The organism is Pseudomonas sp. B1(2018), from assembly GCF_003097365.1.
Taxonomy (GTDB): Bacteria; Pseudomonadota; Gammaproteobacteria; order Pseudomonadales; family Pseudomonadaceae; genus Aquipseudomonas; species Aquipseudomonas laurylsulfatiphila.
Map to the genome: position 1 here is coordinate 378,077 of NZ_PYUK01000003.1, position 26,337 is coordinate 404,413.

Below are 26,337 nucleotides of genomic sequence, written 5' to 3' on the forward strand. Positions count from 1 at the left end.
ATGAACACCTGAAACCCTGTGGGAGCGGGCTTGCCCGCGAAGGCGGTGGTACAAACGCATACATTCTCGCGATTGACTGTGATCCGTGAGCCGCTCAGTCTTCGGGCTCCCTTTTTGCTCACGGAGACAGTCGATGCCCTTCGTAACGATAGACGGACAAGCCCTTCACTATATCGATCAAGGCACCGGCCCGGCGGTGCTGCTGGCCGGTAGTTACCTGTGGGATCAGGGCATGTGGGCGCCGCAGATTGCCGCGCTGGCGCAACAGTATCGTGTGATAGCCCTGGACCTGTGGGGGCATGGTCAATCCGGGCCGTTGCCTGTCGGCACTGTATCGCTGGATGACCTGGCGCGTCAGGCATTGGTCTTGCTCGATCATCTGGACATCGAGCGGGTCACGCTGGTCGGTTTGTCGGTCGGTGGCATGTGGGGAACGCGCCTGGCCCTATCGGCTGCACACCGGATCAACGGGCTGGTGCTGATGGACACCTACGTCGGCGCTGAACCTGAGCCGACCCGTCAGTATTACTTTTCACTGTTGAAGCAGATCGAAGAGGCGGGTGTCATCACGCCTGCGCTGCTGGATATCGTGGTGCCGATCTTCTTTCGCCCTGGTATCGACCCGCAATCGGCGCTGTATCGGAACTTCCGTGCTGCGTTGGCTGCCTTGCCCGCCGATCGCCTGCGTGAAAGCATCGTGCCGATGGGGCGCATTACCTTTGGCCGTGATGACTGTATGAACCGGCTGGGCGAGTTGGACGGTGCCAGCACACTGGTGATGTGCGGTGATCAGGACATTCCGCGTCCGCCGGAGGAAACTCGTGAAATGGCTGAGCTGATTGGCTGCCCGTGGGTGCTGGTGCCGAAGGCGGGGCATATTTCCAGTCTGGAGAATCCGCAGTTTGTCAGCCAGGCGCTGCTGGAGTTCTTGGCTGAGCGCAATCCGGCGTAGGTTTTTCGAAAAAAGATCGCAGCCCTGTAGGAGCTGCCGAAGGCTGCGATCTTTTGATCTTGCTTACTTCGGCCCGAGAATCTTCTCCAGTTTGTCCGGTGACGGCGCGCCTTGCTGTTGTTGCAGATTACCCTTGTCGTCCATGTAGAAAATCGCCGGGGTCGCCTGCAACTCCAGCTCTTCCATCAATTGCATGTTGGCCGCGAACTTTGCCTGAATCGCTGGCGGCACTTCCTTCAAGGCCTTGAGCGAGCTGCCCTTGCCGGCGGCTTCGTGATCCTGCAGGGCTTTTTCCGGGTCTTTGGCGGCGAGCAGTGCGGCGGATTTCCCCGGGCTGTCTTCGCGGATGATACCCACCATGATATGGCGCAACTGCACCTTGCCGGCCTTGACCCACGGCCGGGCCTGTTCCCAGAACATGTTGCAGTACGGGCAGTTCGGGTCACTGAACAGGTACACCACGCGCGGCGCATCCTTCTTGCCGTCACCGATCCAGTTACTGGTTTCGAACTTGGCCCAGACTTCCTTGGCCATCGGCGCGTACACCAGTTTCTGCAGTGGCGCGCTGCTCAGGTCATTACCCTCGGCGTCATACAGGTTGCCCAGCAACACGTGTTTGCCATCCGGGGTCAGGTAAAGCGCCATGCCGCGGCCCTGGTATTGCGCGGCATACCCGCGCAAGCCGTCGGGGGCGTCGAACTGGCCGACGATTTTCGCGCCCTTGGCCTCGATTTTCCTGATCGCATCGGGCAACTCTTCGGCCTGCACCGATGGCAGGTGCAACAGGGCAGCACCGAGGCTCAGGGTCAGCAGGTGGCGGAGGCGGGGCATGGCAGTTTCCTTGAAGAGGTGACGGGAACGGTGTCGAAGTTTTCCAGCGCGCGAGCCAGGCTGGCGTTTGACAGCTCACCCAGATGGCTGCCCAGCAGGCGACCTTCGGGGCTGTAGAACAGCGTAGTCGGCAATGCCATGGAACCGACGGCCTGGCTCAGTCGCCCGCCGCCGTCGAACAGCACGTTGGACAGGCTCAGGCCCTGGGTTTCCAGAAAGGTCGCGACGCTTTGCATGCTTTCCGCCTGGTTGACGAACAGGAACGTCAGGTCCGGACGTTGTTGCTGGGCGCTTTCCAGCACCGGCATTTCCCGGCGGCACGGCGGGCACCAGGTGGCCCAGAGATTGATGACCAACGGGCCGCCCTTGTAGTCGGCCAGTTGCACGGTTTCGCCGGCGGCGTTGCGCAGGGCGATTTCCGGCAGGCGTGTGCCTTGTTCATAAATCGACAGGGAGAACGTTGCCAACAACCAGAACGCCAGGCCGCTGGCCGCGCCAAAGCCCAATGGGCGGCGCAGACCCGGGCGACGCCAGCCGCGATACAGCGTGGCGAGCAGCACGACAATCACCCCCGGCCAGGCGAGAAAACCGCCATCGCGCAGGTCGATGATCTGCCACGGATCATTGCGGTAGTGCGCCCAATAGACCGCCACGAAACCGATCCGGGCCGCCAGCATGCCCAGCAGGAACAGGCTGAACAGCGCGGACTCGGGGTTATCTCCGCCACGCTTGGCCACCCGCCAGCCGACAAAAGTGGCCAGCGCCAGCGCACTGATCAGCAGCAGGTGATTGAGCGCGATGGCAAAGGTGCCGAGGGTGAAGGTCAGCATTAACGGGCGTCTCGGGTGGTAATCCAGCGTTGCAGGAAAGTGTCGGCATCGACCTCACCGGTGATGCGCTGGCTGCGCCGTTCTTCACCGTCAGCGCCAATCCACAGCAGGCTCGGTGGCCCGGGCACTTTGTAACGGCCGAGCAACTCGCGGCTGGCGGCATTGTCGGCGGTGACGTCCAGGCGGAGCAAGCGTACATCGCTCAAGGCTTCAAGCACTTGGGGTTTGCCAAACACCTGCTTCTCCATGACTTTGCACGACACGCACCAGTCGGCGTAGTAATCCAGCAGCACCCACTGGCCCTGAGCCTGCGCCACATCGAGCTCCCTTTGCAGCGCAACCGGGTCCTTGATCGTAGTGAAGGCGTCGTGGCCGGTGGGCATGGCAGCGACGGCAGAATTGGAGGCGCGGAAGACCTGTAACGGCTTGAGCAGATCATCACTGCCGCCGGCCGCACCGATCATCAACAGACTGCCCCACAAGCCGAGCAGCAACGAGCTGGCACCGAACAGTTGAGCAATGCGACCGAAGCCATCCGACTGTTTCCAGGCACTGTACGCCGCAATCAACAACAACGCCCCGCACAGGCCGACCCATAACGACTCATCCAGCACCGGGCGCAACATCAGCAACGCCGTGGCGAGGAACAGGAAGCCGAAAATGCCTTTGACCAGGTTCATCCACGCGCCCGGCTTGGGCATGAAGCGATTGCCAACGGTCACCAGCAACAGTAGCGGCACACCGATGCCGATGCCCAGAGCGAACAGAATCAATCCGCCATGCAACGCGTTACCGCTTTGCGCGATGTACAGCAGCGCGCCGGCCAGTGGGGCGGTCATGCACGGGCCGACCAACAACCCCGACAACGCCCCCAGCACACCGGCGCCGACCAGGCTTCCACCGCGCTGATTACGCGAAACGTTTTCCAGTCGATCCCGCACAGCCACCGGCAGTTGCAGCTCGAAGTAGCCGAACATCGGCAGCGCCAGCAACACGAAAATCGCCGCGAAACTGCCCAGTAGCCAGGGGTTCTGCAACCAGGCTTGCAGGTTCGCCCCCAGGGAGGCGGCCAGGACACCCATCGCCGCATACACCAGCGCCATGCTGACCACGTAACTGCCGGCCAGGGCGAAACCACGCTTGGGCGAGGCGCCGCTGCCAACGATCAGCCCGGCCAGAATCGGCAGCATCGGTAGTGAGCAAGGGGTGAAGGCCAGCAACAGGCCCAGACCGAAGAACACCAGCAGGCTCCAGCCCAGCGCCCGTTGTTGCAGGCCGCTGGCCAGCGCCTGGTCCGGTGCTTCGTTGGCCGCGCCCTGCACATTGGTATTGCCCAGGTCCACGATCCTGGTTTGCGGTGGATAACACAAACCGGCATCGGCACAACCCTGGTAGCTGACCTTGACCTGGCCGCTGGCACCCGCCGGTATCTTCAGTTCCAGACCCTGGCGGTAGACTTGCTGTTCACCGAAAAACTCGTCGCTGTGGGCTTCACCTTCCGGCAACGCAGGGTGCTGCCCGACAGGCAATCCGTCGAACTTCAAGCGTTTCTGGTACAGGTAGTAGCCGTCGGTGATCTGCCAATAGAGCTGGGTTTCACCGGATTCCAGGCGTTCAGAGGTAAAGGTGAAGGCTTTATCAACCGGGAGAAATTCAGGTTTGGTGTCGAACGGATTGATTGCCGCCTGGGCCAGGCCCGTGATCAAAAGGGTAAACAGTAAAAACAGACGACGCATGGATAAGCCTTTTCCCGGTACGAGTGAGGTGCACAGTGGCGGGTGGCGATTAACCGATGATTAACCGTCCCGGCCTTGTGGCGATGACGTCTGCGGCATAATGTCGGCTTAATCGGTCAAAGGCTTAATCAGCTTTATTTCTACGAGGCTCCCCATGCACGTACTGGTTTGCGAAGACGATGAACTGATCGCCAGTGGCATCGTCGCCGGCCTGACCGCTCAGGGCCTGACCGTGGAGCACGTGGCCACGGCGTCCGCTGCCCGGGCCATGCTCAGGGTCGCGGAATTCGATGTCATGGTGCTCGACCTCGGGCTGCCGGACGAAGACGGCCTCAAGCTGCTGCAGCAGTTGCGCCATCAGGGCCTGGAGTTGCCGGTTTTGATCCTCACCGCGCGGGATTCGGTCACCGACCGCGTCGATGGCCTGCAAGCCGGTGCCGATGATTACCTGCTCAAACCCTTCGACCTGCGCGAACTCGCTGCGCGCCTGCACACGCTGTTGCGACGGGTGGCGGGGCGCAGCGTCAACCTGATCGAGCACGGCGCCCTGACCTACGACCCGAGCAGTCGCGAAGCCACACTCGCTGGCCAGCCGGTGGACCTCTCGCGTCGCGAGCAGTCGCTGCTGCAAGCCTTGTTGCATAACCGTGGCCGGGTCTTGTCCACCGAGCAACTGAAGGACAGCGTCTATGGTTTCAACGACGAGCTGGAAAGCAACGCCCTCAACGTCCATATCCATCACCTGCGGCGCAAGCTCGGCAATGGCATTGTCGAGACCGTGCGCGGCCTGGGTTATCGCCTGGGGCCGGCTGATGGCGGAGAAGAATCGAAGTGATGAGTCTGCGTTTGCGCCTGAGCCTGACGCTCGGCGCCGCGTTTGCGCTGATCTGGGCCCTGGCCGCGGCCTGGATGCTCAGCGATTTGCGCAATCAAATGATGTTTTCCCTCGACCAGCGCCTGGTGGCGTCGGCACGCATGGTCGCCGGCCTCATGGAGCAACTGCCGCCCGTGCCGAGCAAGGGCGAGGGCACCCACTTCAGCGCCGAACAACTGAACATACCGGGTGGCATGGCGTGCCAGGTCAGTTCGTTGCGCGGTGAAATCCTGGCCCGCAGTCACACCGATCCGCAGCAGACGCTGGAGGCCGAGAAGCTGGGCTTTCACGATCAGATGATCGACGGGGCGCCGTGGCGCAGTTTCACGCTGGCCCGGGGTGATCTGCGCATCACCACCGCCGACCGGCAGATCGAGCGTGAGGCGTTGAACATGTCGATCCTGCTGGCCGCTTCGGTACCGGTGGGCGTGGCGCTGCTCGGTTGCCTGTGCCTGCTCTGGCTGGGCATCGGCCAGGGGCTGGCACCGCTCAACCGCATGCGCGACGCCTTGATGCGCCGCAGCGCCGACTCCCTGGAACCCTTGCAGATCCAGCCATTGCCCAGCGAGCTGCAACCCTTGCTGGAAACCCAGAACCAGTTGCTCCAGCGCATCGGCAAGACCATCGAGCGCGAACGTCGCCTGACCGGCGACGCCGCCCACGAGTTGCGCAGCCCGCTGACCGCCATCAAGACCCACCTGCAAGTGGCACGCATGACCGACGGTAGCGCCCGGGACCAATCCCTGGCGCGCGCCGAAGAAGGGGCAGATCGCATGCACCGCACCCTCGAGCAATTGCTGTTGCTGGCGCGGGTCGAGGGCAGTCTGTCGTTTGACGACGGTGTGCAGTGCAACGCCGAGCAAGTGGCAAAACTGGCGATCCAGGATGCGGCGAGCGGCGATCGCCAGCGCATCAGGTTTCAGGCACCGGGCAAGGTCTCCGCTGCGCCATTACAAATGCCCGCCGTGCTGTCGATCGCCGCGTTGCGCAATTTGCTCGACAACGCACTGCGCCATACTCCCGCCGACAAAGCGGTCGAGTTGAGCCTGGAAACCACCGGCAATCGTGTGCAGTTTGTGGTGCGCGACCATGGGCCGGGGATTGCCGAAGAGGATTTGCAGCACTTGACCCAACGCTTCTGGCGCAACGGCCAGAGCACGGGTTGTGGCCTGGGGCTGGCGATTGTCCAGGCCATCGTTCAGCGTTGCGGTTGTACGCTGCAATTCGATAGCCGACCGGACGGTTTACGGGTCGAACTGACGATGCCGCTGCAACCAGCCTGAAAAACACCACAAAACCCTGTGGGAGCGGGCTTGCTCGCGAATGCGGTGGGTCAGACGATAACTACGTCGACTGACCCACCGCATTCGCGAGCAAGCCCGCTCCCACAGGGGTATCGCGGTGACCGCCAAGAAAGCGGTTCGAAAGTCTAAATCCTCACCCCGCTGATGCGTTTCCAGAACAGGAAAACCGTATTGAGGGGTCGAGAGATGTCAGTCGCTACCAGCCTTATCGAAGATCAGCCGGCCCGGGTCGCTCCGACGTCTGCCGAGACACTTTATCAATTCAACGAATCACCGCTGCTGACCCGCCAGAGCCAGCAGGAATCAAACGCCCGCAGCTATCCGCGACGCATTCCCCTGGCGCTCAAGCGCGCCAAGGGTATTTATGTCGAAGACGTCGAAGGCCGCAGGTTCATCGACTGCCTGGCCGGTGCCGGGACACTGGCCCTGGGGCATAACCACCCGGTGGTGATCCAGGCCATCCAGCAAGTGCTGACCGATGAACTGCCGCTGCACACCCTGGACCTGACCACCCCGGTCAAGGATCAGTTCGTCCAGGACCTGTTCGGTCTGCTGCCGCCTGTCCTGGCCGCTGAAGCGAAGATCCAGTTCTGCGGTCCCACCGGCACCGACGCCGTGGAAGCCGCTCTGAAACTGGTGCGTACCGCCACGGGCCGCAGCACCGTGATCTCGTTCCAGGGCGGCTATCACGGCATGAGCCAGGGCGCGTTGAGCCTGATGGGCAGCCTCGGGCCGAAAAAACCGCTGGGCGCCTTGCTCGGCAGCGGCGTGCAGTTCATGCCGTACCCTTACGATTACCGCTGCCCGTTCGGGCTGGGCGGTGCGCAAGGGGTGAAAGCCAACCTGAGTTATCTGGAAAACCTGCTCAACGATCCCGAGGCCGGGGTGCAATTGCCGGCGGCGGTGATCGTGGAAGTGGTGCAGGGCGAGGGTGGGGTGATCCCGGCCGACCTGGACTGGTTCCGCGGTGTGCGGCGGATCACCGAAAAGGCGGGCGTCGCCCTGATCGTCGATGAAATCCAGAGCGGATTCGCCCGTACCGGCAAGATGTTTGCCTTCGAACACGCCGGGATCATTCCCGATGTCGTGGTGATGTCCAAGGCCATCGGCGGCAGCCTGCCGCTGGCGGTGGTGGTCTACCGCGAATGGCTCGACACCTGGCTGCCGGGTGCCCACGCCGGGACCTTCCGTGGCAACCAGATGGCCATGGCCGCCGGTTCCGCAGTGATGCGTTATCTGATCGAACACAAGGTCTGCGAGCATGCCGCCGCCATGGGCGAACGCCTGGCCGAGCACCTGCGCATTCTGCAACGGGACTTCCCGCAACTGGGTGATATTCGTGGGCGTGGCTTGATGCTCGGTGTCGAACTGGTCGATCCGACGGGCGCACCGGATGCCCAGGGCCACCCGCCGGCCTTCGCCCGCCTGGCACCCCTGGTGCAGCGCGAATGCCTCAAGCGTGGCTTGATCCTGGAGCTCGGCGGCCGCCATGGCGCGGTGGTGCGCTTCTTGCCACCACTGGTGATCAGCGCTGCGGAAATCGATCAGGTAGCCGGGATTTTCGGCCGGGCCCTGGCTGCCGCCACCCGCGATCAGTAAATTTTTCGAGCCGCGCAACGTTCCTTCTACATAACGGCTGCGCACACGGCGCAGCCCGCCCAACATCGATGGAGAGACAGCATGACTTCAGTATTCGACCGCGAGGACATCCTCTTTCAGGTCGTGGTCAACCATGAAGAGCAATACTCGATCTGGCCCGATTACAAAGCCGTGCCGCAGGGCTGGCGCACCGTGGGCAAAAGCGGGCTGAAAAAGGAATGCCTGGCCTATATCGAAGAGACCTGGACCGACATGCGTCCGTTGAGCCTGCGCCAGAAGATGGATGAGCAGGCGGCTGAGAAGACCGCTTGAATCAGCGGGCTTCCTGGTAAAAGATCGCAGCCTTCGGCAGCTCCTACAGGATGCGCAATACCTGTAGGAGCTGCCGAAGGCTGCGATCTTTTGATCTTAGGCCGAAGGCCCGATGCTCAACCCCTTGATCACCCTGTCCACATTCCCTTCCAGTTCACCCACCGGGTCTTCAGCATCGGTACTCAACACCACCAACCATATCGAAGAGACCTGGACCGACATGCGTCCGTTGAGCCTGCGCCAGAAGATGGATGAGCAGGCGGCTGAGAAGACCGCTTGAATCAGCGGGCTTTCTGGTAAAAGATCGCAGCCTTCGGCAGCTCCTACAGGATGCGCAATACCTGTAGGAGCTGCCGAAGGCTGCGATCTTTTGATCTTAGGCCGAAGGCCCGATGCTCAACCCCTCGATCACCCTGTCCACATTCCCCTCCAGTTCACCCACCGGGTCTTCAGCTTCGGTGCTCAATACCACCAACCGACTCCCGGCCTCAGCAATCGCGGCTTTCACCGTCTCCGAAGGCTGCCGGTGATGCAACACCACCGCCACATCATTGTCCTTGAGCATCGCGCTCAACGCCTTGAGCGCTTCCGGTGTCCATTGCGCATCCGGTCGCGCATCCAGCCCCACCAGCTCCAGATTGAGCCCGCCGATCAGGTAGCCGAAATGATCGCTGAGGCTCATCACACTGAGGTTTTCGGCCGTCGCCAGCCGCGCTTCGCTGTCAGCATTGAGCTTGAGCAGGCGCTGTTTGAGGGCTGCCAGGTTGGCATCGATTTTCGGCTTGGCCTCGGGGGCCAGGCGTACCAGGTCCGCCGCCATCACGTCGGCCATGCGACCCATGTTGTTGCTGGAAAACCACGGCTGGCTGTTGAGGCCGTCGACCCTGTTGCCCGGCTGCACGGCGATGCCCGGCAGGGCGCCGTCCACCGGGCGGGCGGCATCGACTTCGACGATACGGATATTGCTGCGCCGGGAGATCGGGTACAGCGGGTCATCCGGCCAGAGTGAGCGCAGGCCGATCACCGCATCGGCATCCTTCGCCAGTTGGGCCAGCGCCGGGGCACCTCGGCCGGTGAAGTAGGCAGTCTGGCGGCTGCCGGGCAGATTGGCCGGCGCGGCGCGTTCGAGGCTGACATCGGTGCCTTTGAGCAGCACTTCACCAAGACCATAAGTGATCGGCAAAGAGGCCAGCACGCGCAGCGGTTTGCCGCTATCTGCGGCGAAGGTCGTGGCGGTCAGCCCGCACAGGGCCACTGCGAGGGTCAGTTGGCGCAGAGAAAAAATCATTTATCCAAGGTTCCCTTTCAGGCTGGGGACGATGCCGCGGGCAATGGCGGCCAGGGCGAAGGCGATACCGGCCACGAGGATGATCGCGGCACCGGACGGAATCGGCAGATCGAAGACGATCGGCGCGAGAATCCCGCACAGCGTGCTGACGGTGGCGATCAGCACCGAACACCAGAAAAAGCCCTTCAGCGATTGGCTGAGCAAACGCGCCGCCGCTGCCGGAATCACCAGCAGCGCGCCGACCAGAATCGCACCGATGACCTTCACCGCGGCGACGGTGATCAGCGTCACCAGAATCACGAACAGATAATCCAGGGCCTTTACCGCTACCCCGCGCACCGCCGCCAGTTGCGGATTGAAGCTGGCGAGCATGATGCGGTTGTACAAAGGCAAAGCCAGGGCCATCACCAGCGAACCGACGATGGCCAGCACCAGCAGGTCATTGCCGTTGACCGTCAACACCGATCCGAACAGCACGTTTTCCAGGATGTGCACGTTGATCTTGCCCGCCAGAATCAACAGCAGGCTGGCGCCCAGGGCGAGCGACACCGAGAGGAACACGCCGATCAAGGTGTCCGGTGCCAGGCCGGTGCGGTTGCGCAGATAGTTGAGCAGAATGCCGAACAGCAGACAGTAGCCGAACAGGCTGCCGTAGGGACCGGTGTAGGGTTCGCCGAGCAAAATGCCGATGGCCACGCCGGTCAACGCGGCATGGCCGACGGCTTCGGAGAAAAACGCGAAGCGCTTGACCACCACCAGCGTACCCAGGCCGCCCAGCACCGGGCCGATCAGCAAGCCGGCGAGCAGCGCATTGACCACAAACCCATAGGCCAGCGCCTCGGGCAGATAACCCGACGATGCCCAACCCTGGACCATCAGGCGAAAAGCTTCGTAACTCATCAGGCAAGGCTCCGTGGGTGAGTCGAGAACAGCGTCAGTAGGCGCTCCGGCGTCAGTGCCTGTTGTGGCGTGGCGTCGAACAGCACGCGGCGATTGAGGCCGGTGACGTGATCGGCCAGGCGCCCGACCGCTTCCAGGTCGTGTTCGATCCACAGCACGGTGATGCCCGCCGCTCGCCAGTCGCCGAGCAGGCGTTCGAACACCCGGATCCCGGCCTCATCGAGGGCCGACATCGGCTCGTCGAGCACCAGCAATTGCGGAGGCGGGATCAGCCCCTGGGCCAGCAATACCCGCTGGCGTTCGCCGCCGGACAATGCGCCCATGCGACGCTTGCGCTTGTCCTGCATGCCGACCCGTTCGAGGGCCTCGCCAATCGCCGCCGCGTAATGTTTGCTCAAACCGAGAAAGGCCGGTCGACGCTGGCACATGGCAGCCATGAAATCATCGACGGTCATCGGCAAGCCCCGGTCGAACTCCAGCGCCTGTGGCACATAGCCAATGGTCCCCGGTTCGGCCGACCACTGCAGGCTCAAGCGGCCCTGATGCGGCATTTGCCCGAGCAGGGTCTTGATCAGCGAACTCTTGCCGCCGCCGTTGGGGCCGACCAGCGCATGCACGCTGCCGGGACGGACCTGGAAGGTCACCTTGTCGAGGATCGTCGTGCGGCCCAGCGTCAGGCTGATGTCGGCGAAATCCAGAGTCGGTCCCAAAACCTGTGGGAGCGAGCTTGCTCGCGATAGCGGTGTGTCTTTCAACGATGATGCTGACTGACCGGACGCGTTCGCGAGCAGGCTCGCTCCCACAGGGGACTCTGCATCGGCCAGGATGGTTTCTTTCGATGTCATGCCCCCGACTCCTGAATCGCCCGCACCACGGTGTCGAGGTTGCCGGTCATTTCCTTTTCGTACTTGTCGGCGGTGTACTCGCCGTAGGAAATATGCGACAGCGGATACAGCTTCACGCCGGATTCGCGCTGGATGGTGTCGACATAGGTGGAGGGAAAATCCATCTCTGAGAAGATCACCTTCACGTCCAGCTCACGCAGCTGGTCGATGGTCTTTTTCAACTGGCTCGGGCTCGGCTCGATGCCGTGGGCCGGCTCGACCACGGCTGTCACTTCCAGACCGAATTCGCGCAGCAGGTAGTCGTAGGCAGCGTGCACCGTGGCCACGCGCAACTCGGCGTTCGGCGCCTGGGTCAGTTTGGCCAGGGCATCGGCGCGCATCTTGCGCAGGCGCTTGCCGTAGGCGCGGGCGTTCTCGGTGTAGGTTTTGGCATTGGCCGGGTCGAGCTTGCCCAGCTCCCGGGCGATGTTGTTGACCTGGGCGATCGAGGCGCTGATCGACAGAAAGGTATGCGGGTTCACCACCTTGCCGGCTCCGCGGGCGGCAACACCGGTGGCGGCAAGCAGCGGCACGTTTTCATTGGCTTCGATCACCGGCACGTTCGGGGTTTCGCTGGCGGCGATCATGCGGTCGGCGAAATCATCATGGCCTACGCCGTTGAGCACGATCACGTCCAGCCCGCTGATGCGCTTGATGTCTTCGGCGCGGGGTTCGTAGGCATGCGGGTTGAAACCGGCCGGAATCAGCGGCACCACTTCGGCCTTGTCGCCGACAATGTTCGCCACGTAGCTGTAATACGGGTGCAGGGTGATGCCGATGCGCAGGCGCTTGGCTGCCTCGGCACTGGCAAGAGATGGCAGCAGGCAGGCCAGCAGGCCGATCAGCAGCACGCGCAAGATAGAACGTTGAGATGAAATGGGCATGGGAAAGCGGTCTTCTCTCGGGTGAGGGCGAGGGTTCAATGCCGGTGCTGGCGGGTCACGCCGGCATCGAATTGCGCGACGATCTGTTGCCAGCCGGCGCTTTCGAGCGCGCTGTCGCTGAGGTCGGCCGGAGCGGTGAGCGTGCCGGCGCGGTTGAGCCAGATGTCCGGAGCGTCATCGGTGGCGGTCAGGCGCATCAGGAATGAACCAGCTACCGTCGGCGTCTGGCTCAGGCCGAAGTAGGCCTTGGCGTTGAGCAATTGCCAGTCATGGCTGCCACGGCTGACGGAGCTGGCATCCCGGGCAAACGGGGCAAAACCCTCGTCGGCGAGGGCCTCGGGCGTCGGCAGGGTTTGCTGTTCCTGGCGCAGCAAATGAATCTCGTCCAGGGTCACCCGCAAGTCGGCGTAGATGCCTTGCTCGGCAGCGCTGAGGTCGCGGCGGGCATCCAGTTGGTGGCTGTTGACGCTGCCCACCTCATGGGATTCCCCGCGCCAGAGCACCACCGAACCGGCGACCGCAAGGATCATCAGGCACAGCAGCAGGACGTAGAGGGTTTCGTGGCCGGCACCCGCCGGGCGCACGACTTGGGTCGTTGAAGTATTCATGGCGCCTGGATGTCCGCCTGGTCGATTTCCACTACGTGACCGGGGCCCGCGTCGAACAGCACATAGAACTCGGCGCCGGGTTTCTTGAACGTCAGGGTCGAATCGGCTCCGAGTTTGCCAGGCACCAGAATGGTTTCGTCGTAGCCGATCACATCGAGGGTCACGCCGGGAGCGCCGCTGCCGTCGGAAAAACCACCGGTGCATTTGATCTGCTCGGCGTCGATGGCCTTGCATTCGCACATCGGGTTATGGGCCAGGGCGCTGGCACTGAAGCCGGCGCAGAGCAGCAGCAACAGGGTATTGAGTGGACGAAGCGGGTTGATCATGGTTTGCCTCCTTGTTTGTTTAGCCAGGCGATGGTGGCGGGGGAGGCCTGGCTCAAAGGAATGGATGCCTGATGCATGGCGCCGTCCCAGCCTTCCATGGTGATCCACAGTTCGGCGTCGGCCGTGGTCTTTTCCGGAACGGGCAGTGAAGCGCCCATCCGGTACGGCGTGCCGAAGAAAATCACGCCGGCGGCGCGCAGGCTGCGGGGTTTGCCGATGCGCAGGTAGGTGGCCTTGACCTGTCCGATACAGGCCTCGCACAGTGCCGCGTTGAAACCCTTCATGTAGCCGGCCGGGCCATCGAGCGTGGGGGCGGCGTTGCGCAACTCCGCCAGGCGCAGGCTCCAGGGGCCGACCTGGACTTCGCCGACTTCGCGTTCGCCCAGGCCACTGTCGCCACGCATCAATGCTTCATCCGCGAAGTACTTGGGCATGAAACCGAGTGGAATCAGCAGCAACAGGACATTCAGGTGAAAGCGCCATTTGTGCCAGAGCACGCTCAGGCGCGAGGGTTGTGAGACCGCGATGTCTTTGCTCACAGGTTGGCCTCCGAAGTTTCCTTGCGGGTGGCCGGTTGCGCCGTGGCGCCGCGCGGTTTCCTGTTGCTGCGCTTGAAGGCATTGACCGTCGCCAGTGCCGTGCGCTTGGTCCAGATCAGCAAGCCGCTGAGCACCATCATGCTCAGCAACAGGCCGAAGAACGCCCAGATCAGCTTGATCCACAGGCCACCGAAGTCGCCGGTGTGCAGCGGGCGCATGGATTCGGTGACGAACTCCAGGGTCGAACGGTCCGAAATCAGGCGAGAGGCGGCGATTTCGCCGGTGTACGGGTTGAGGGTCGCGGTCTGGAACATCAGTGGATACCAACCGCGTCCCCCGACATCCAGATGGCTGTAGGCATTGCCCGGCAGGCTGACGAAGCTGGCTTCAAGCCCGGAGATTTTCTGCGTGGCAATTTCAATCGCGCGATCAAGGTCGATGCGCGGCGGGGGCGATCCATCGGGCGACAGCGGTACCGCTTCGCGGGACATCGCCGGAATGATCTTTTCTGTGGAGATGGAAATCTGGTTGTCGAACAGGAATGCCTGGATCAGGAACCAGGTGCCGGTGATGGAAATCACCGCGATGAACCAGAGCGACCAGATGCCGCTCAGGCGGTGGAAGTCGCCCCAGAAAATCCGCGCGCCGTGGCGAATCCGCAGGGTCGGGCGGAAAAAGCCTTTCCAGAAGCGTTTGTAGACCACCAGCCCGGTGACCAATGAAGCCAGCAGCGGCAAGCCGAGAAACGACACCAGGTACCAGCCCCAGCTGTAGCCGTTGGTGAACGGCACCAGCCACCAACCGTGGAGCGCCCGGGTGAAGGCGCGGAAGTTGAACTCCGGCGCGACGCCCTGGATCACGCCGCTGTATGGATTGACATAAATCACCACCGAGCGTCCGTCGGGATAGCTGACTTCGACATCCAGCGCGAAGTGTGACTCGTCGGGCCGACTGATGCTCTGCACCACGGTCTGCGGTTCGGCCTTGTTGATGGCCTCGATGACCTGCTGATAGCTGAGCAGTGGTGCATCGTCCGAGGGCTGGCTGGCGCGCATGGGCGGGTTGGCCAGCCAGACGATTTCCTGGCTGATCACTGCCAGAGTGCCGGTCACGCAGACGATCAGCACGAAAAACCAGATCGGCAGCGCCAGCCAGCTATGGACCAGGAACCAGATTTTTGAACGGGATTTCTTTGACATATTGAAGGTCTTGCCTGGATGAGAGGCAGCTCGGCTGCGGGCTTCGCAGGGATGAGCGCCCTGAAGGTCCAGTCGTGGCTTTTGCCTACGCGACAGGACTGCATCTAGGTAAGACGGATGAGCAAAGGAAATCCCGAAAGGGGAAGTGAAAGAAAATGTTTCTCGATAGGCAGAAAGGCAGAGCAATCCACGCACGGCCGGCCGCAGGACTCACATTCACTGAAGATCAAACGGTGGGAGCAGGCTTGCTCGCGAAGGGGACGGCACATTCAAAGTCAATGTTGCCTGACACACCGCCTTCGCGAGCAAGCCCGCTCCCACAGAGTCCGAGCGAGCCTGCTCGCGAAGATTTCAACCCTGCTGAAACATCTCCTTCGCCCGTTGTTCAATCTGTTCCTGAGTCAGGTCTTCCTTGCGCGTCGCCAGGAACCACAGGTGCCCGTAGGGATCCTTCAAGGTCCCCGAGCGATCGCCGTAAAACTGATCCTTGACCTCGGATACAACGGTGGCACCGGCATCGATGGCCTGTTTGTAGGACTTGTCGACATCGGTGACATACAAATGCAGACCCACGGACGGCGAATTGTCCGGATTGCTCAACGGTCCCTGATCGCACGGCGTGCCCAGCATGATCGGGCAATCGCCGATGCGCAGTTCGGCGTGACCGATGCCACCATCGGGCATGGCCAGGCGCATGACCTCAATGGCGCCGAAGGCTTTCTTGTAGAAATCGATGGCTTCGGCAGCTTTCTGGATGCCCAGATAGGGGGTGATGCTGTGATACCCCTCCGGAATGGGTTTGACACTCATGATGGATCTCCCTGTTCTTGTTCTGTGAATGGAAAGTACCTGCTTCGTTGTACAGCCGGATAAATATAGGCCAGCCGCTTTCGCCTCACCGAGCGCCCGACGAGCAGCAACGCCACACAGATGCCATCAGGTCGGCTCCAGCCAATGCGCTCCGGGCCTGTGCTCTGGACAAGTGTTGATAAGGACAATGATCGTCATTTCCTGATAGCCACTATTGAAAGCGTTGATTTCTGCTACCCGGAACGCGCGGGTAGCCTGTGTTCATTGCCTCGAACCCAGTCGCCAGGACGCCAGAAATGAAACCGATGATCGCCACTTTGCTGATGCTCGCCGTCTCCGTGCTCGCCGGATGTGCCAGCCATGTTTCCCCGGAGCTTCGCCCTTACACGGCTGAAGAAAGCAAGGAGCTGGCGCTGGAGGCGCTGAACCGCCGGGGATTGTCCTTCGACGAATACCACGCGAAGAAAGCCGAATTGCTCGGCCAGCCGCAAAAGTCGTTCAGCTACGACAACCAGGGGGAAATGAACGCCGGGCGATCTGTACAGCTTCACGGTCGTCCAAGCTGAGGCAAAACTGTACTGCTCCAAGTTTCGCGTAACTGTCCATGGGTTTCGCCCAAGGTGTGCGATAGGGTCAACACCTGACCGACCCTGACGGACTGCCACCCATGACGCTCTCACTCGACCTGCTGCTGGGCTTTGCCCTGTTCGCCCTCGTCACCTCGATCACACCCGGTCCGAACAACACCATGTTGCTGGCATCCGGGGTGAACTTCGGCTTCAACCGCACGATTCCGCACATGCTCGGCATCACTTGTGGCTTCTTTGTACTGGTGGTGGCGGTCGGTTTCGGCCTTGGCGCGGTGTTCCAGGCTTACCCATTGCTCTACACCGTGCTGCGTTACGTGGGTGCAGCGTATTTGCTGTACCTGGCGTGGAAAATCGCTCATTCCGGGCCCATGTCGGAGAGTCAGCAGAGCGAGGCGAAACCGATCAGCTATCTGGGCGCCGCCGCGTTCCAGTGGGTCAACCCCAAGGCCTGGATCATGGCCATTGGCGCCATCAGCACCTACACGCCGATGCAGGGTTACTTCACCAATGTGATCGTGATTGCGGCCGTCTTTGCCATCATCAACCTGCCGAGCGTCGGCGTCTGGGCCGCTTGCGGCACGCTGTTGCGCAACGTTCTGAAGGATCGCCGCTGGCTGCGCCTGTTCAATTGGGGCATGGCCGCGCTGCTCGTGGGATCGCTGTATCCGCTGCTGCTCGAAGGCTTTAGCTGACGCATTGCTTCAACCGGTTGCCCGATGCCTGTTAAGCTGACTTTTCAGGAGCGTTCCTACGCACTATTAAATGAAGTAGTCCTTCTTTAACGGCATCCGATCAGGTATTGGTAACGTTCTGAAAACAGCGCGCAGCTCACAAGGCTGCGCTTTGCCGTTTACAGTCATGAGCTTCCTGATCCCGGAACACGCTCTGTGAGTCCTTTATGAACAAACGTCCGTTGTATTTCGATTACGCCGCCACCACGCCGGTGGATGAGCGGGTCATCAAGGTGATGGTCGAGTGTCTGGGTTTTACCGGCAATTTCGGCAACCCGGCCTCAAGCTCTCATGTCTTCGGCCAGCAGGCCCGGCAATCGGTGGAGCAGGCGCGACGCCAGGTCGCCGAACTGGTCGGCGCGACACCTGAACAGATCGTCTGGACCTCAGGCGCCACCGAATCCAACAACCTCGCGCTCAAGGGCGTAGCCCAGGGCCGTGGCACTGGCGGTGGCCATGTCATCACCAGCCAGATCGAACACAAGGCCATTCTCGATACCGCCAGGCAATTGCAGGATGCCGGTGTCGCCGTGACGTACCTGGTGCCGGATGCCGATGGGCTGATCACCGCGCAAGCGGTCAGCGACGCCATGCGCGAGGACACTTTCCTGGTGTCGCTGATGCTGGTCAACAACGAACTGGGCACGCTCAACGATATTCCCGCCATCGGTCAGGTGGTGCGTGAACGCGGGGCGCTGTTCCATGTCGACGCCGCACAGGGCGCGGGCAAAGTGGCGATCGACCTCGGGCAGTGGCCAGTGGACCTGATGTCGTTTTCCGCGCATAAACTGTACGGCCCCAAAGGCATCGGTGCGTTGTATGTCGGTCCGCGTGCCCAACAACGATTGCAGGCGCAGATCCATGGCGGCGGGCATGAGGGCGGATTGCGTTCGGGCACCCTGGCGACCCATCAGATCGTGGCCATGGGCTCGGCCTTTGCACTGGCGGCGGCTGCGTTCGATGAAGAGAAAGCCACCATCGTGCGATTGCGTGAACGCTTGCTCGAGCAATTGCAGGACATTCCCGGCGTGCGTCTCAACGGCAGCCCGACCCGGCGCATTCCCCATACCCTGAGCCTGACCTTCGCAGAAGGCGAGTTCAACCCGGCGGCGTTGCTGTCCTCGATCGCGTTTTCCGCGACCTCGGCGTGCAATTCCGCGAGTAATACCCCATCCCATGTGCTGCTGGCCCTGGGGCATGATGCCCGCTCGGCCAGCCGCACCATCCGCTTGAGCCTCGGGCGTTTTACCACCGAGCAGGACATCGATCAGGCGGTTCAACTGATCAAGGCAGCCTGCGCCAGTGCTCCGGCATTCTGGCAATAGGGCGACGAAGCGCCGACGTTGATCGGCACTCAACAATAATGATGAAGTGGTTAGCAGGAGACACGATGAATACGCAGCTTTCGATCAATGGATCGGTGCCCCAGCGCCTGGCGCAAACCCGCGAACTGATGAGCCGGGAGGGCATACACGCCTTGCTGGTGCCGTCGGCCGACCCGCACCTGTCCGAATACCTGCCGGGTTACTGGCAGGGGCGCCAGTGGTTGTCGGGTTTCCATGGTTCGGTCGGCACCCTGATCGTGACCCCGGATTTTGCCGGCGTCTGGGCCGACAGCCGTTACTGGGAGCAGGCGACCAAGGAGCTCAAGGGCAGCGGCATTGACCTGGTCAAGCTGCAACCGGGTCAACCCGGGCCACTGGAATGGCTGGCCGAGCAAACCCCCGAGGGTGGCGTCGTCGCGGTCGATGGCGCGGTCATGGCCGTGGCGTCGGCACGGACCCTGGGCGCTAAACTCGAAGAGCGTGGCGCCCGTCTGCGCACCGACATCGACCTGCTTGGCGGCGTCTGGAGCGACCGCCCAAGCCTGCCGAACGAACCGATCTATCAGCACTTGCCTCCACAGGCGACCGTCAGCCGTGGCGAAAAACTCGCCAAACTGCGTGAAACCCTTCAGGCCCGCGGTGCCGACTGGCATTTCATCGCCACCCTCGATGACATCGCCTGGCTGTTCAACCTGCGTGGCGGCGATGTGTCGTTCAACCCGGTATTCGTTTCCTTCGCCTTGATCAATCAGCAACAGGCCACGCTGTTTGTCGCCCTGAGCAAAGTCAATGCCGAACTGCGCGCCATCCTTGAACAGGACGGCGTGACCTTGCGCGATTACAGCGAAGTCGCCGCCGCACTGCGCGCCGTGCCGAGCGGCGCGAGCCTGCAAGTCGACCCGGCGCGGGTCACGGCGGGGTTGCTGGACAACCTCGACAGCGGGGTGAAACTGATCGAGGGCCTGAACCCGACCACCCTGGCCAAGTCGCAAAAAAGCCTGGCCGATGCCGAACACATCCGTCAGGCCATGGAGCAGGACGGCGCAGCACTGTGCGAATTCTTCGCCTGGCTGGACTCGGCGCTGGGCCGTGAGCGCATCACCGAACTGACCATCGACGAAAAACTCACCGCCGCCCGTGAGCGCCGTCCGGATTATGTGTCGCTGAGCTTCAATACCATTGCCGCCTACAATGCCAATGGCGCGATGCCGCACTACCACGCCACCGAAGAGGAACACGCGGTCATCGAAGGGGACGGTCTGCTGTTGATCGACTCCGGCGGCCAGTACCTGGGCGGCACCACCGACATCACGCGGATGGTTGCGGTGGGCACCCCGACCGATGAGCAAAAACGCGATTGCACCCGCGTGCTCAAGGGCGTGATTGCCTTGTCCCGCGCGCAGTTCCCGAAAGGCATTCTGTCGCCGCTGCTCGATGCCATCGCCCGTGCGCCCATCTGGGCGGAAAGTGTCGACTACGGTCACGGCACCGGTCATGGCGTCGGTTACTTCCTCAACGTTCATGAAGGTCCGCAAGTCATCGCCTATCAGGCTGCGCCTGCGCCACAGACGGCGATGCAGCCGGGCATGATCACGTCCATTGAACCGGGCACCTATCGTCCGGGCCGTTGGGGCGTGCGGATCGAAAACCTGGCGATGAACCGTGAGGCAGGCAAAAGCGAGTTCGGTGAGTTCCTGAAGTTCGAAACGCTGACTCTGTGCCCGATCGACACCCGTTGCCTGGAAACCTCGCTGCTGAGCGAAGACGAAAAGCAGTGGTTCAACACCTACCATGCCGAAGTGCGCGAACGCCTGAGCCCATTGGTCGAGGGTGCAGCCCTCGAGTGGCTGAACACCCGTACCGCGGCTATTTGATTGCTTTCAGTTCGGGCGCTGTCTCCAGCGCCCGGCTCATGTAGTCAACAAAGGCTTTGACCCTGGCGGATTGGCGACGATTCGCCGGGGACACGGCATGAATCGGTAGCGACTGCGCCGTGTAGTCCGGAAGAATCGCCGTCACTCTCCCGGCTTTCAGATCCTCGCTGAACAACCACACCGGCGACAGCGCAATCCCCAATCCCTCCAGCACCAGTTCGCGGATCGCCTCGGAACTGTTGCTCTGCGCATTGCCCTTGATCCGCACCTCATGACGCTGCGCATCTTTTGTGTAAACCCACAGGTTTTGACTGCTCAGCAGGTTGAACATCAGGCAGTTGTGCCTGCCCAGCTCCTGCGGTGTTTGCGGTTGGCCGTATTGCCTGAGGTAGTCAGGTGATGCGACGGTCACCCGATGGGTCGTACCCACCAGGCGAGCGATCAGGCCACTGTCGTTCAGGGCACCGATCCGGAAGGTGACGTCCAGCCCTTCGCTGACCAGATCCTGGTTCTGATCGCTCAGTTGCAGGTCTATCTGTACGTCAGGGTAGTGCCTGAGAAAGTCCGGCAATCGGGGGGCGATCTGCAAGCGGCCGAAACTGACCGACGAACCGATTTTCAGAGGCCCTGCAACCCGCTCTCGGCCGGACTGGAAGCTGTGTTCCGCCGCATCCACGGCAGCGAGGATGATCCGGCATTCGTTGTAGTAGCGCTGACCTTCGTCCGTCAGCGATAGCTTGCGGGTACTGCGGGCAATCAGCTTTCCGCCCAATCGGGTTTCCAGCGCTTGCAGCACCTTGCTAATGGTTGGCTGACTGGTCTGCAACTCCCGGGCAACGGCGGAAAAGCTGCCACGCTCAACCACCCGTACGAAAATCGCCATTGCATTGAGTGTGTCCACGGTATTTCTCATTGATGCTGTATCGGCATGATCACTATAGAGATATAGCGTCTTATCGGCATGTATAGGGCGAGGCAAGATTCACCCTGTATTCACTTCTGATGGGAGATGGCGAAATGACTGACTCACTGAACATGCGCGCTCTGATGATCGACTCGGCCAATGCGCCGTTACGCCTGGTTTCCATCGCGCGGCCCGTGCCACAGGCCGGGCAGGTATTGGTCAGGATCAAGGCCAGCGGTGTGAATCCACTGGATGGAAAAATCCGCTCCGGGCAGGCGACTCATGCGGGGCAACCACTGCCGGCGATCGTGGGAATGGATCTGGCCGGGACCGTAGAGGCGCTGGGCGAGGGCGTCAGTGGCTGGCTGCCGGGGGATGAGGTATACGCCATGGCCACCGGTATTGGTGGTGTTCAAGGTTCATTGGCCGAATACGCGGCGGTCGATGCCCGCCTGTTGGCTCGCAAACCGCACAACCTGAGCATGCGCGAAGCGGCCGGATTGCCACTGGTGCTGATCACCGCTTGGGAAGGCTTGGTGGACCGGGCTCGTGTTCGACCCGGGCAGAAGGTATTGATTCATGGCGGTGCCGGGGGCGTCGGACATGTAGCGGTACAAATCGCCCGCGCTTTTGGTGCTGAGGTTTTTGCCACGGGCTCGGCCGGGCAGCAATCGATCATCGAAGGGTTCGGCGCGACGTTTATCGATTACCGCAAGTCTTCGGTCGAAGACTATGTGGCCGAGCACACGGCCGGTGAGGGTTTCGACATTGTCTACGACACAGTGGGGGGCGAAACGCTGGATGCGTCATTCAAGGCTGCCCGGGTGTATCACGGTCATGTACTCAGCTGCCTGGGGTGGGGCCAGCACAGCCTGGCGCCGTTGTCCTTTCGCGGGGCGACTTATTCCGGTGTCTTCACCCTGCTGCCACTGTTGACGGGCCAGGGACGCGAGCATCACGGCGAGATTCTGCGCGAGGCGGCGCGGTTGATCGAGGCGGGTAAGCTCGTGCCGTTGCTTGACCCGCACTCGTTCACACTGGAGTCGGCAGAAGCCGCCCATACACTGCTCTTGTCGGGAGCGGCAAAGGGGCGGTTGGTCATCGAGGTCTAACTCAGGGCTTCGAGCACGAAGTCCAGTCGATCCTGGCCGAAGTACAGCTGGTTGTCGACAAACATGCTCGGAGCTCCGAATACGCCTCGCTGTACGGCTTTTTCGGTGTTGTCCTTGAGCGCCGTCTTGATTTCTTCATCGGCGGTCAGGGCCAGCACTTCCTGTGGGTTGAAGCCGTTTTCGCTGAGCACTGCGGCGACGGTTGCCGGTTCGTCCAGGCTGCGACCCTCTACCCAGATGGCCTTGAACAGGCAGTCGAGGAAGGCGGCAAAGCGTTCCGGGTGGCGCAATTGCATGCCCGTTACGGCGCGCATGAGCATCAAGGTGTTGATCGGGAAGTGCGGATTGAACTTCAGGGGCACGCCGTAGCGCTTGGCGTAGCGGTCCAGGTCCTGAAACATGTAGCGGCCCTTGGCCGGGATAGTCGCTGGAGAAGCATTGCCGGTGGCTTTGAATACGCCGCCCAGCAAGAGCGGAATGTAGACCAGCCGGGTATCGGTCTGTGCGCAAATCTTCGGTAGCTGGGTATAGGCCAGATAGGTGGCGGGGCTGCCGAGGTCGAAGTAGAACTCCACGGTTTTGCTCATGTTCAAGGCGCTCGTCTTATTGTTGTGTGTGGGCGATTACCAGCGTTCGCTCCAGGGGCGAAGGTCCAGCTCGAAGGTCCAGGCATCGCGGGGCTGGCTGTGCAGGTACCAATAGTTTTCGGCGATGTGCTCGGGATTGAGGATGCCATCCTGATCCTTGGTAGCGTATTTCTCGGGGAAACTGTCACGGATGAAATCGGTATCGATGGCGCCATCGACGATGACATGGGCAACGTGAATGTTCATCGGCCCGAGTTCCCTGGCCATGCTTTGCGCCAATGCCCGAATGCCGTGCTTGGCACCGGCAAATGCGGCGAACCCGGCAGCGCCACGCATGCCAGCGGTGGCGCCGGTGAACAGGATCGTGCCGCGCTGGCGCCTGGCCATGCGCTTGGCCACTTCACGGGCATTGAGAAAACCGGAAAAACAGGCCATTTCCCAGATCTTGAAATACTTGCGGGCGGTTTCTTCGAGAATGCTGCACGGCACGTTGGCGCCGATGTTGAAGACAAATGCTTCGATGGGGCCGATCTGGCTTTCGATCTGCTCGACCAGCGCGATCACGTCTTCTTCTTTACGTGCATCGCAGGCAAACCCGTGGGCCTCACCGCCATCGGCCTTGATGGCCTCCACCAGTGGCTGGAGCTTGTCCGCGCTACGGCGAGTGACACAGGCGACAAAGCCTTCCTGGGCAAACCGCTTGGCAATGGCGCCACCCGTGGCATCACCTGCACCGACGACCAATACGACCTTCTTGTTATTCATGGGTTGATCCCTTTGGTAAACGATCGTTAACTAAACGAACGTTATGCTATGATTCGACAGACGTCAAGGTGAGCAATTCAGGGGAAAGGCAATGCGTTATTCGGCCAGTCACAAGCTGGAAACCAGGCAAAGGCTGCTGGAAAGCAGTGCGTTGTCGGCCAAGAAGTCCGGTTTTTCCACGGTGGGTGTAGATGGGCTGATGAAAGCCATTGGCCTGAGTGGCGGGGCCTTCTACAGTCACTTCTCGTCGAAAGACGAGTTGTTCGCAAGCATTGTCGAACGTGAGTTGGGTCAAAGTCTGGTGCGGCTGGGGGAAGGACAGGACCGTGACAAGCTTGAGCGCTGCCTGAAAATGTACCTGAGCATGTCTCACGTCGAGAATCCGGAAACCGGTTGTGCGTTACCGGCATTGGGGGCGGAAATTGCCCGTTCCGATGTGAGTGTCCGCCAACAGGCAGAGCACTGGATTTGTCGCCTTCAGGAAAGTTGGGCGGGTGTCTTGCAAAGCGACAGCCTGGCGTGGGCAATTCTGTCGCAATGCATTGGCGCGTTGGTCGTAGCGCGCATGCTGGCTAGCCCGGATGTCCAGCGCACGGTGCTGAAGTCCAGCTACGAGGAAATCGGCCGTCAGATCGCAAGTTCGGAAACCTGACGCGACGGCCCTGCCTATTTGCAGATGACAATCATGCTGCGGCTGGTATAGCCCGCGGGGTTGAGGCCGAACGGATAATCACCGGGTTCTTCCACGGCGTCTCCCGACTTGGCGATGACCTTGTATCCCTTGGGCGCGCAGGAGTTGGCAGCGCTGGCGTAGCACTTGTCCCAGGACGAAGACAGTCCGGAACAGTTGATGTGTAGCCCTTTCTTGCCGTGCTTGAACTGTGTGTCGGATGTCGCTGCGCAGCCCGCAATTGCAAGTACGGCGATCAGCATCAAAAATCGTTTCATTACTGTCCTTATAGCGTCCCCGGATCTTGTGCCCGGGTCTGGCTGCATTCGCTTTCGCTTGAAGCGTACCGATATCCCTATCTGAAATTGTCCATGGTATGACTCTGGGTGCGGGGCTAAACATGGCCTAATTGAGCGGCAAATACCAGACCTGTGTCTTATCTGCTATTAATCTGCCGCGACTGCTGGCCTGGTGGCATTGCCCATGGTCATGGTTGCACCGACGGAGGCCAGAATGATGCACATGATTGCCATCCACTGCGACAGTGAGAGGTATTCATGAAGGAACAGCAAGCCTGACAACGCGCCGAAGGCCGGCTCGATGCTCATCAGCGTACCGAAGGTCCTGGCAGGCATGCGGGTCAGGGCGACCATCTCCAGGGTGTAGGGGAGGGCCGTGGACAAGACGGCGACGCCGAGGGCTATAGGGATCAATGACGGGGTCAGCAAAGCGGAACCCGCATGGACAATACCGATAGGGGCTACGAAGAGCGCAGCGATCATTACCCCCAGCGCGGCGGTTTGCACGCCATTATCGGCCCCCGCTTTTTGCCCGAACAGAATGTACAGTGCCCAGCAGACCCCCGCCCCCAAGGCATAACCGGCGCCTACCAGATCGATTCCTGCGCTCGCTTCTCCAGTCGGTATCAGTAGCAGCAAGCCGACGGCGGCCAGGGCGATCCACAAAAAGTCGATCGCGCGACGCGAGGCGTAGATCGCCACGGCCAATGGGCCGGTGAACTCAAGCGCCACCGCGATGCCCAGCGGTACGGTTTGCAAAGACATATAGAAGAGGAAGTTCATGCCGCCCAGTGCCATCCCGTAGACGATGACGGTGCGCAGGGACCTTGCGGTGAGCTTTGCCCGCCATGGACGCAGTATCAGCATCATGATCACACTGGCAAAAATCAGCCGTAATGTCGTTGTCCCTTGGGGACCGACGACGGAGAACATGCTTTTGGCCAGGGAGGCTCCGGACTGGATCGACGCCATGGCTATGAGCAGCAGCCCAACCGAGAACAGGGTAGAGGCCAGGCTGCGAGGCTGATCATTCATTAGGCGGCATCGTCCGAAATATGTGAATCAAGGGCGTTTCTATTTCTGTTGGGCAATATATTGCGCATTCCCCGCGGGCGCGTCTATATATAAGCTGTGTTTTTGCATATATCGATAGAAAACCTGAATCAGTGCTTGACGGCAGATTTTGGAGGCCTATAATTCGCCCCACTTCCGGCGCAGTCGAAACGGAAAACTCCTTGATAAACAAAGAGTTACGCAGTTTTCGATAGCGGGTTGCTTCAGGTCATCGAAGCCGAAAGGAAGTTGAAAAAGAGGTGTTGACAGCAGCGAGTAACGCTGTAGAATTCGCCTCCCGCTGACGAGAGATCGAAAGCGCAAGTGGTTGAAGTTGTTAAGGATTCCTTGAAAACTTCTGAAAAATACCGCTTGACAGCAAATGAGGCTGCTGTAGAATGCGCGCCTCGGTTGAGATGAAAGATCTTAACCAACCGCTCTTTAACAACTGAATCAAGCAATTCGTGTGGGTGCTTGTGGAGTCAGACTGCTAGTCAACAGATTATCAGCATCACAAGTTACTCCGCGAGAAATCAAAGATGTAACCAACG

Annotated in this window: 29 protein-coding genes; 12 read left to right on the plus strand and 17 right to left on the minus strand. The window is 61.1% G+C overall.

What is annotated here, in order from left to right; genetic code table 11:
• The first annotated feature begins 133 nt into the window (after positions 1-133).
• Entirely contained in the window at positions 134-952 is an 819-nt protein-coding gene (locus C9422_RS06860; RefSeq protein WP_116580104.1) for an alpha/beta fold hydrolase, read from the plus strand.
• A gap of 63 nt (positions 953-1,015) precedes the next feature.
• Here the strand turns inward: C9422_RS06860 and dsbG are convergent, their stop codons facing one another.
• The 3 genes from dsbG to dsbD are packed head-to-tail and all read right to left on the minus strand — an operon-like array spanning position 1,016 to position 4,349.
• The gene (gene dsbG, locus C9422_RS06865; protein WP_116580105.1) at positions 1,016-1,783 is read right to left on the minus strand and encodes a thiol:disulfide interchange protein DsbG; all 768 of its coding nucleotides are present in this window, start codon (positions 1,781-1,783) and stop codon (positions 1,016-1,018) included.
• Positions 1,759-2,613: a TlpA disulfide reductase family protein gene (locus C9422_RS06870; protein WP_116580106.1), complete on the minus strand. Its 855-nt coding sequence runs from the start codon at positions 2,611-2,613 to the stop codon at positions 1,759-1,761. Before C9422_RS06870 ends, dsbG begins: the two co-directional genes overlap by 25 nt.
• Positions 2,613-4,349, minus strand: a complete 1,737-nt coding sequence (gene dsbD, locus C9422_RS06875) for a protein-disulfide reductase DsbD (protein WP_116580107.1) — start codon at positions 4,347-4,349, stop codon at positions 2,613-2,615. The genes C9422_RS06870 and dsbD overlap by 1 nt, the downstream gene beginning before the upstream one ends.
• Before the next feature lie 154 nt (positions 4,350-4,503).
• Here dsbD and C9422_RS06880 point away from each other — a divergent pair, with 154 nt between their 5' ends.
• The 5 genes from C9422_RS06880 to C9422_RS32835 all read left to right on the plus strand — a co-directional run bounded on the left by C9422_RS06880 (position 4,504) and on the right by C9422_RS32835 (position 8,718).
• Positions 4,504-5,184 carry a response regulator gene (locus C9422_RS06880; RefSeq protein ID WP_116580108.1) on the plus strand — a complete coding sequence of 227 codons (681 nt, stop codon included), beginning with the start codon at positions 4,504-4,506 and terminating at the stop codon, positions 5,182-5,184.
• Positions 5,181-6,506, plus strand: coding sequence for an ATP-binding protein (locus C9422_RS06885; protein ID WP_116580109.1), 1,326 nt, complete (start codon positions 5,181-5,183; stop codon positions 6,504-6,506). The genes C9422_RS06880 and C9422_RS06885 overlap by 4 nt, the downstream gene beginning before the upstream one ends.
• 207 nt (positions 6,507-6,713) lie before the next feature.
• Positions 6,714-8,126 carry an aspartate aminotransferase family protein gene (locus tag C9422_RS06890; protein WP_116580110.1) on the plus strand — a complete coding sequence of 471 codons (1,413 nt, stop codon included), beginning with the start codon at positions 6,714-6,716 and terminating at the stop codon, positions 8,124-8,126.
• An 81-nt stretch (positions 8,127-8,207) separates the two neighbouring features.
• A complete protein-coding gene (locus tag C9422_RS06895; protein ID WP_116580111.1) occupies positions 8,208-8,438 on the plus strand; it encodes an MbtH family protein in 231 nt (76 codons plus the stop codon).
• Between the two features lie 112 nt (positions 8,439-8,550).
• Positions 8,551-8,718, plus strand: a complete 168-nt coding sequence (locus C9422_RS32835) for a hypothetical protein (RefSeq protein ID WP_218279140.1) — start codon at positions 8,551-8,553, stop codon at positions 8,716-8,718.
• A 96-nt stretch (positions 8,719-8,814) separates the two neighbouring features.
• Here the strand turns inward: C9422_RS32835 and C9422_RS06910 are convergent, their stop codons facing one another.
• The 9 genes from C9422_RS06910 to C9422_RS06950 all read right to left on the minus strand — a co-directional run bounded on the left by C9422_RS06910 (position 8,815) and on the right by C9422_RS06950 (position 15,876).
• Complete coding sequence (locus tag C9422_RS06910; RefSeq protein WP_116580112.1) at positions 8,815-9,726, minus strand: metal ABC transporter solute-binding protein, Zn/Mn family; 912 nt, start codon at positions 9,724-9,726, stop codon at positions 8,815-8,817.
• Positions 9,727-10,626, minus strand: coding sequence for a metal ABC transporter permease (locus C9422_RS06915; RefSeq protein WP_095968106.1), 900 nt, complete (start codon positions 10,624-10,626; stop codon positions 9,727-9,729).
• Positions 10,626-11,471: a metal ABC transporter ATP-binding protein gene (locus C9422_RS06920; RefSeq protein WP_116580113.1), complete on the minus strand. Its 846-nt coding sequence runs from the start codon at positions 11,469-11,471 to the stop codon at positions 10,626-10,628. The genes C9422_RS06915 and C9422_RS06920 overlap by 1 nt, the downstream gene beginning before the upstream one ends.
• The gene (locus C9422_RS06925; protein WP_116580114.1) at positions 11,468-12,394 is read right to left on the minus strand and encodes a metal ABC transporter substrate-binding protein; all 927 of its coding nucleotides are present in this window, start codon (positions 12,392-12,394) and stop codon (positions 11,468-11,470) included. Before C9422_RS06925 ends, C9422_RS06920 begins: the two co-directional genes overlap by 4 nt.
• 35 nt (positions 12,395-12,429) lie before the next feature.
• Positions 12,430-13,002, minus strand: coding sequence for a DUF6162 family protein (locus C9422_RS06930; protein WP_116580115.1), 573 nt, complete (start codon positions 13,000-13,002; stop codon positions 12,430-12,432).
• On the minus strand, positions 12,999-13,328 hold the full coding sequence (locus C9422_RS06935; RefSeq protein WP_095968110.1) for a hypothetical protein: 330 nt from the start codon (positions 13,326-13,328) through the stop codon (positions 12,999-13,001). The genes C9422_RS06930 and C9422_RS06935 overlap by 4 nt, the downstream gene beginning before the upstream one ends.
• A complete protein-coding gene (locus C9422_RS06940) occupies positions 13,325-13,867 on the minus strand; it encodes a thiamine pyrophosphate-binding protein (protein WP_116580116.1) in 543 nt (180 codons plus the stop codon). The genes C9422_RS06935 and C9422_RS06940 overlap by 4 nt, the downstream gene beginning before the upstream one ends.
• Positions 13,864-15,066 (minus strand): PepSY domain-containing protein, encoded by a 1,203-nt coding sequence (locus C9422_RS06945; protein ID WP_116580117.1) that lies wholly within the window; start codon positions 15,064-15,066, stop codon positions 13,864-13,866. The genes C9422_RS06940 and C9422_RS06945 overlap by 4 nt, the downstream gene beginning before the upstream one ends.
• A gap of 351 nt (positions 15,067-15,417) precedes the next feature.
• Positions 15,418-15,876 carry a VOC family protein gene (locus tag C9422_RS06950; RefSeq protein WP_007973412.1) on the minus strand — a complete coding sequence of 153 codons (459 nt, stop codon included), beginning with the start codon at positions 15,874-15,876 and terminating at the stop codon, positions 15,418-15,420.
• 296 nt (positions 15,877-16,172) lie between these two features.
• Between C9422_RS06950 and C9422_RS06955 the strand changes: the two genes are divergently transcribed.
• The 4 genes from C9422_RS06955 (at position 16,173) to C9422_RS06970 (ending at position 20,396) form a co-directional block, all read left to right on the plus strand.
• Complete coding sequence (locus C9422_RS06955; protein ID WP_007973410.1) at positions 16,173-16,442, plus strand: hypothetical protein; 270 nt, start codon at positions 16,173-16,175, stop codon at positions 16,440-16,442.
• A gap of 101 nt (positions 16,443-16,543) precedes the next feature.
• Complete coding sequence (locus C9422_RS06960; protein ID WP_116580118.1) at positions 16,544-17,158, plus strand: LysE family translocator; 615 nt, start codon at positions 16,544-16,546, stop codon at positions 17,156-17,158.
• A 206-nt stretch (positions 17,159-17,364) separates the two neighbouring features.
• A complete protein-coding gene (locus tag C9422_RS06965; RefSeq protein WP_116580119.1) occupies positions 17,365-18,522 on the plus strand; it encodes a cysteine desulfurase family protein in 1,158 nt (385 codons plus the stop codon).
• Positions 18,523-18,587: 65 nt separating this feature from the next.
• Positions 18,588-20,396, plus strand: coding sequence for an aminopeptidase P family protein (locus C9422_RS06970; RefSeq protein WP_116580120.1), 1,809 nt, complete (start codon positions 18,588-18,590; stop codon positions 20,394-20,396).
• Here C9422_RS06970 and C9422_RS06975 read toward each other — a convergent pair.
• Positions 20,389-21,309, minus strand: coding sequence for a LysR family transcriptional regulator (locus C9422_RS06975; protein WP_178082414.1), 921 nt, complete (start codon positions 21,307-21,309; stop codon positions 20,389-20,391). The genes C9422_RS06970 and C9422_RS06975 overlap by 8 nt on opposite strands.
• 104 nt (positions 21,310-21,413) lie before the next feature.
• On the opposite strand from C9422_RS06975, the gene C9422_RS06980 reads away from it, so the two are divergent.
• The gene (locus C9422_RS06980; protein WP_116580122.1) at positions 21,414-22,412 is read left to right on the plus strand and encodes a zinc-dependent alcohol dehydrogenase family protein; all 999 of its coding nucleotides are present in this window, start codon (positions 21,414-21,416) and stop codon (positions 22,410-22,412) included.
• Here the strand turns inward: C9422_RS06980 and C9422_RS06985 are convergent.
• Together C9422_RS06985 and C9422_RS06990 are read right to left on the minus strand one after the other, a co-directional pair.
• Complete coding sequence (locus C9422_RS06985; RefSeq protein ID WP_007973404.1) at positions 22,409-22,999, minus strand: 2-hydroxychromene-2-carboxylate isomerase; 591 nt, start codon at positions 22,997-22,999, stop codon at positions 22,409-22,411. The genes C9422_RS06980 and C9422_RS06985 overlap by 4 nt on opposite strands.
• A gap of 36 nt (positions 23,000-23,035) precedes the next feature.
• Complete coding sequence (locus C9422_RS06990; protein WP_116580123.1) at positions 23,036-23,764, minus strand: SDR family oxidoreductase; 729 nt, start codon at positions 23,762-23,764, stop codon at positions 23,036-23,038.
• 91 nt (positions 23,765-23,855) lie between these two features.
• Between C9422_RS06990 and C9422_RS06995 the strand changes: the two genes are divergently transcribed.
• Positions 23,856-24,416, plus strand: a complete 561-nt coding sequence (locus tag C9422_RS06995; RefSeq protein ID WP_116580124.1) for a TetR/AcrR family transcriptional regulator — start codon at positions 23,856-23,858, stop codon at positions 24,414-24,416.
• A gap of 14 nt (positions 24,417-24,430) precedes the next feature.
• Here C9422_RS06995 and C9422_RS07000 read toward each other — a convergent pair whose 3' ends face one another.
• Both C9422_RS07000 and rhtA read right to left on the minus strand, forming a co-directional pair.
• The gene (locus tag C9422_RS07000; protein WP_116580125.1) at positions 24,431-24,712 is read right to left on the minus strand and encodes a hypothetical protein; all 282 of its coding nucleotides are present in this window, start codon (positions 24,710-24,712) and stop codon (positions 24,431-24,433) included.
• A gap of 168 nt (positions 24,713-24,880) precedes the next feature.
• Complete coding sequence (gene rhtA, locus C9422_RS07005; RefSeq protein WP_116580126.1) at positions 24,881-25,768, minus strand: threonine/homoserine exporter RhtA; 888 nt, start codon at positions 25,766-25,768, stop codon at positions 24,881-24,883.
• Positions 25,769-26,337 lie beyond the last annotated feature (569 nt).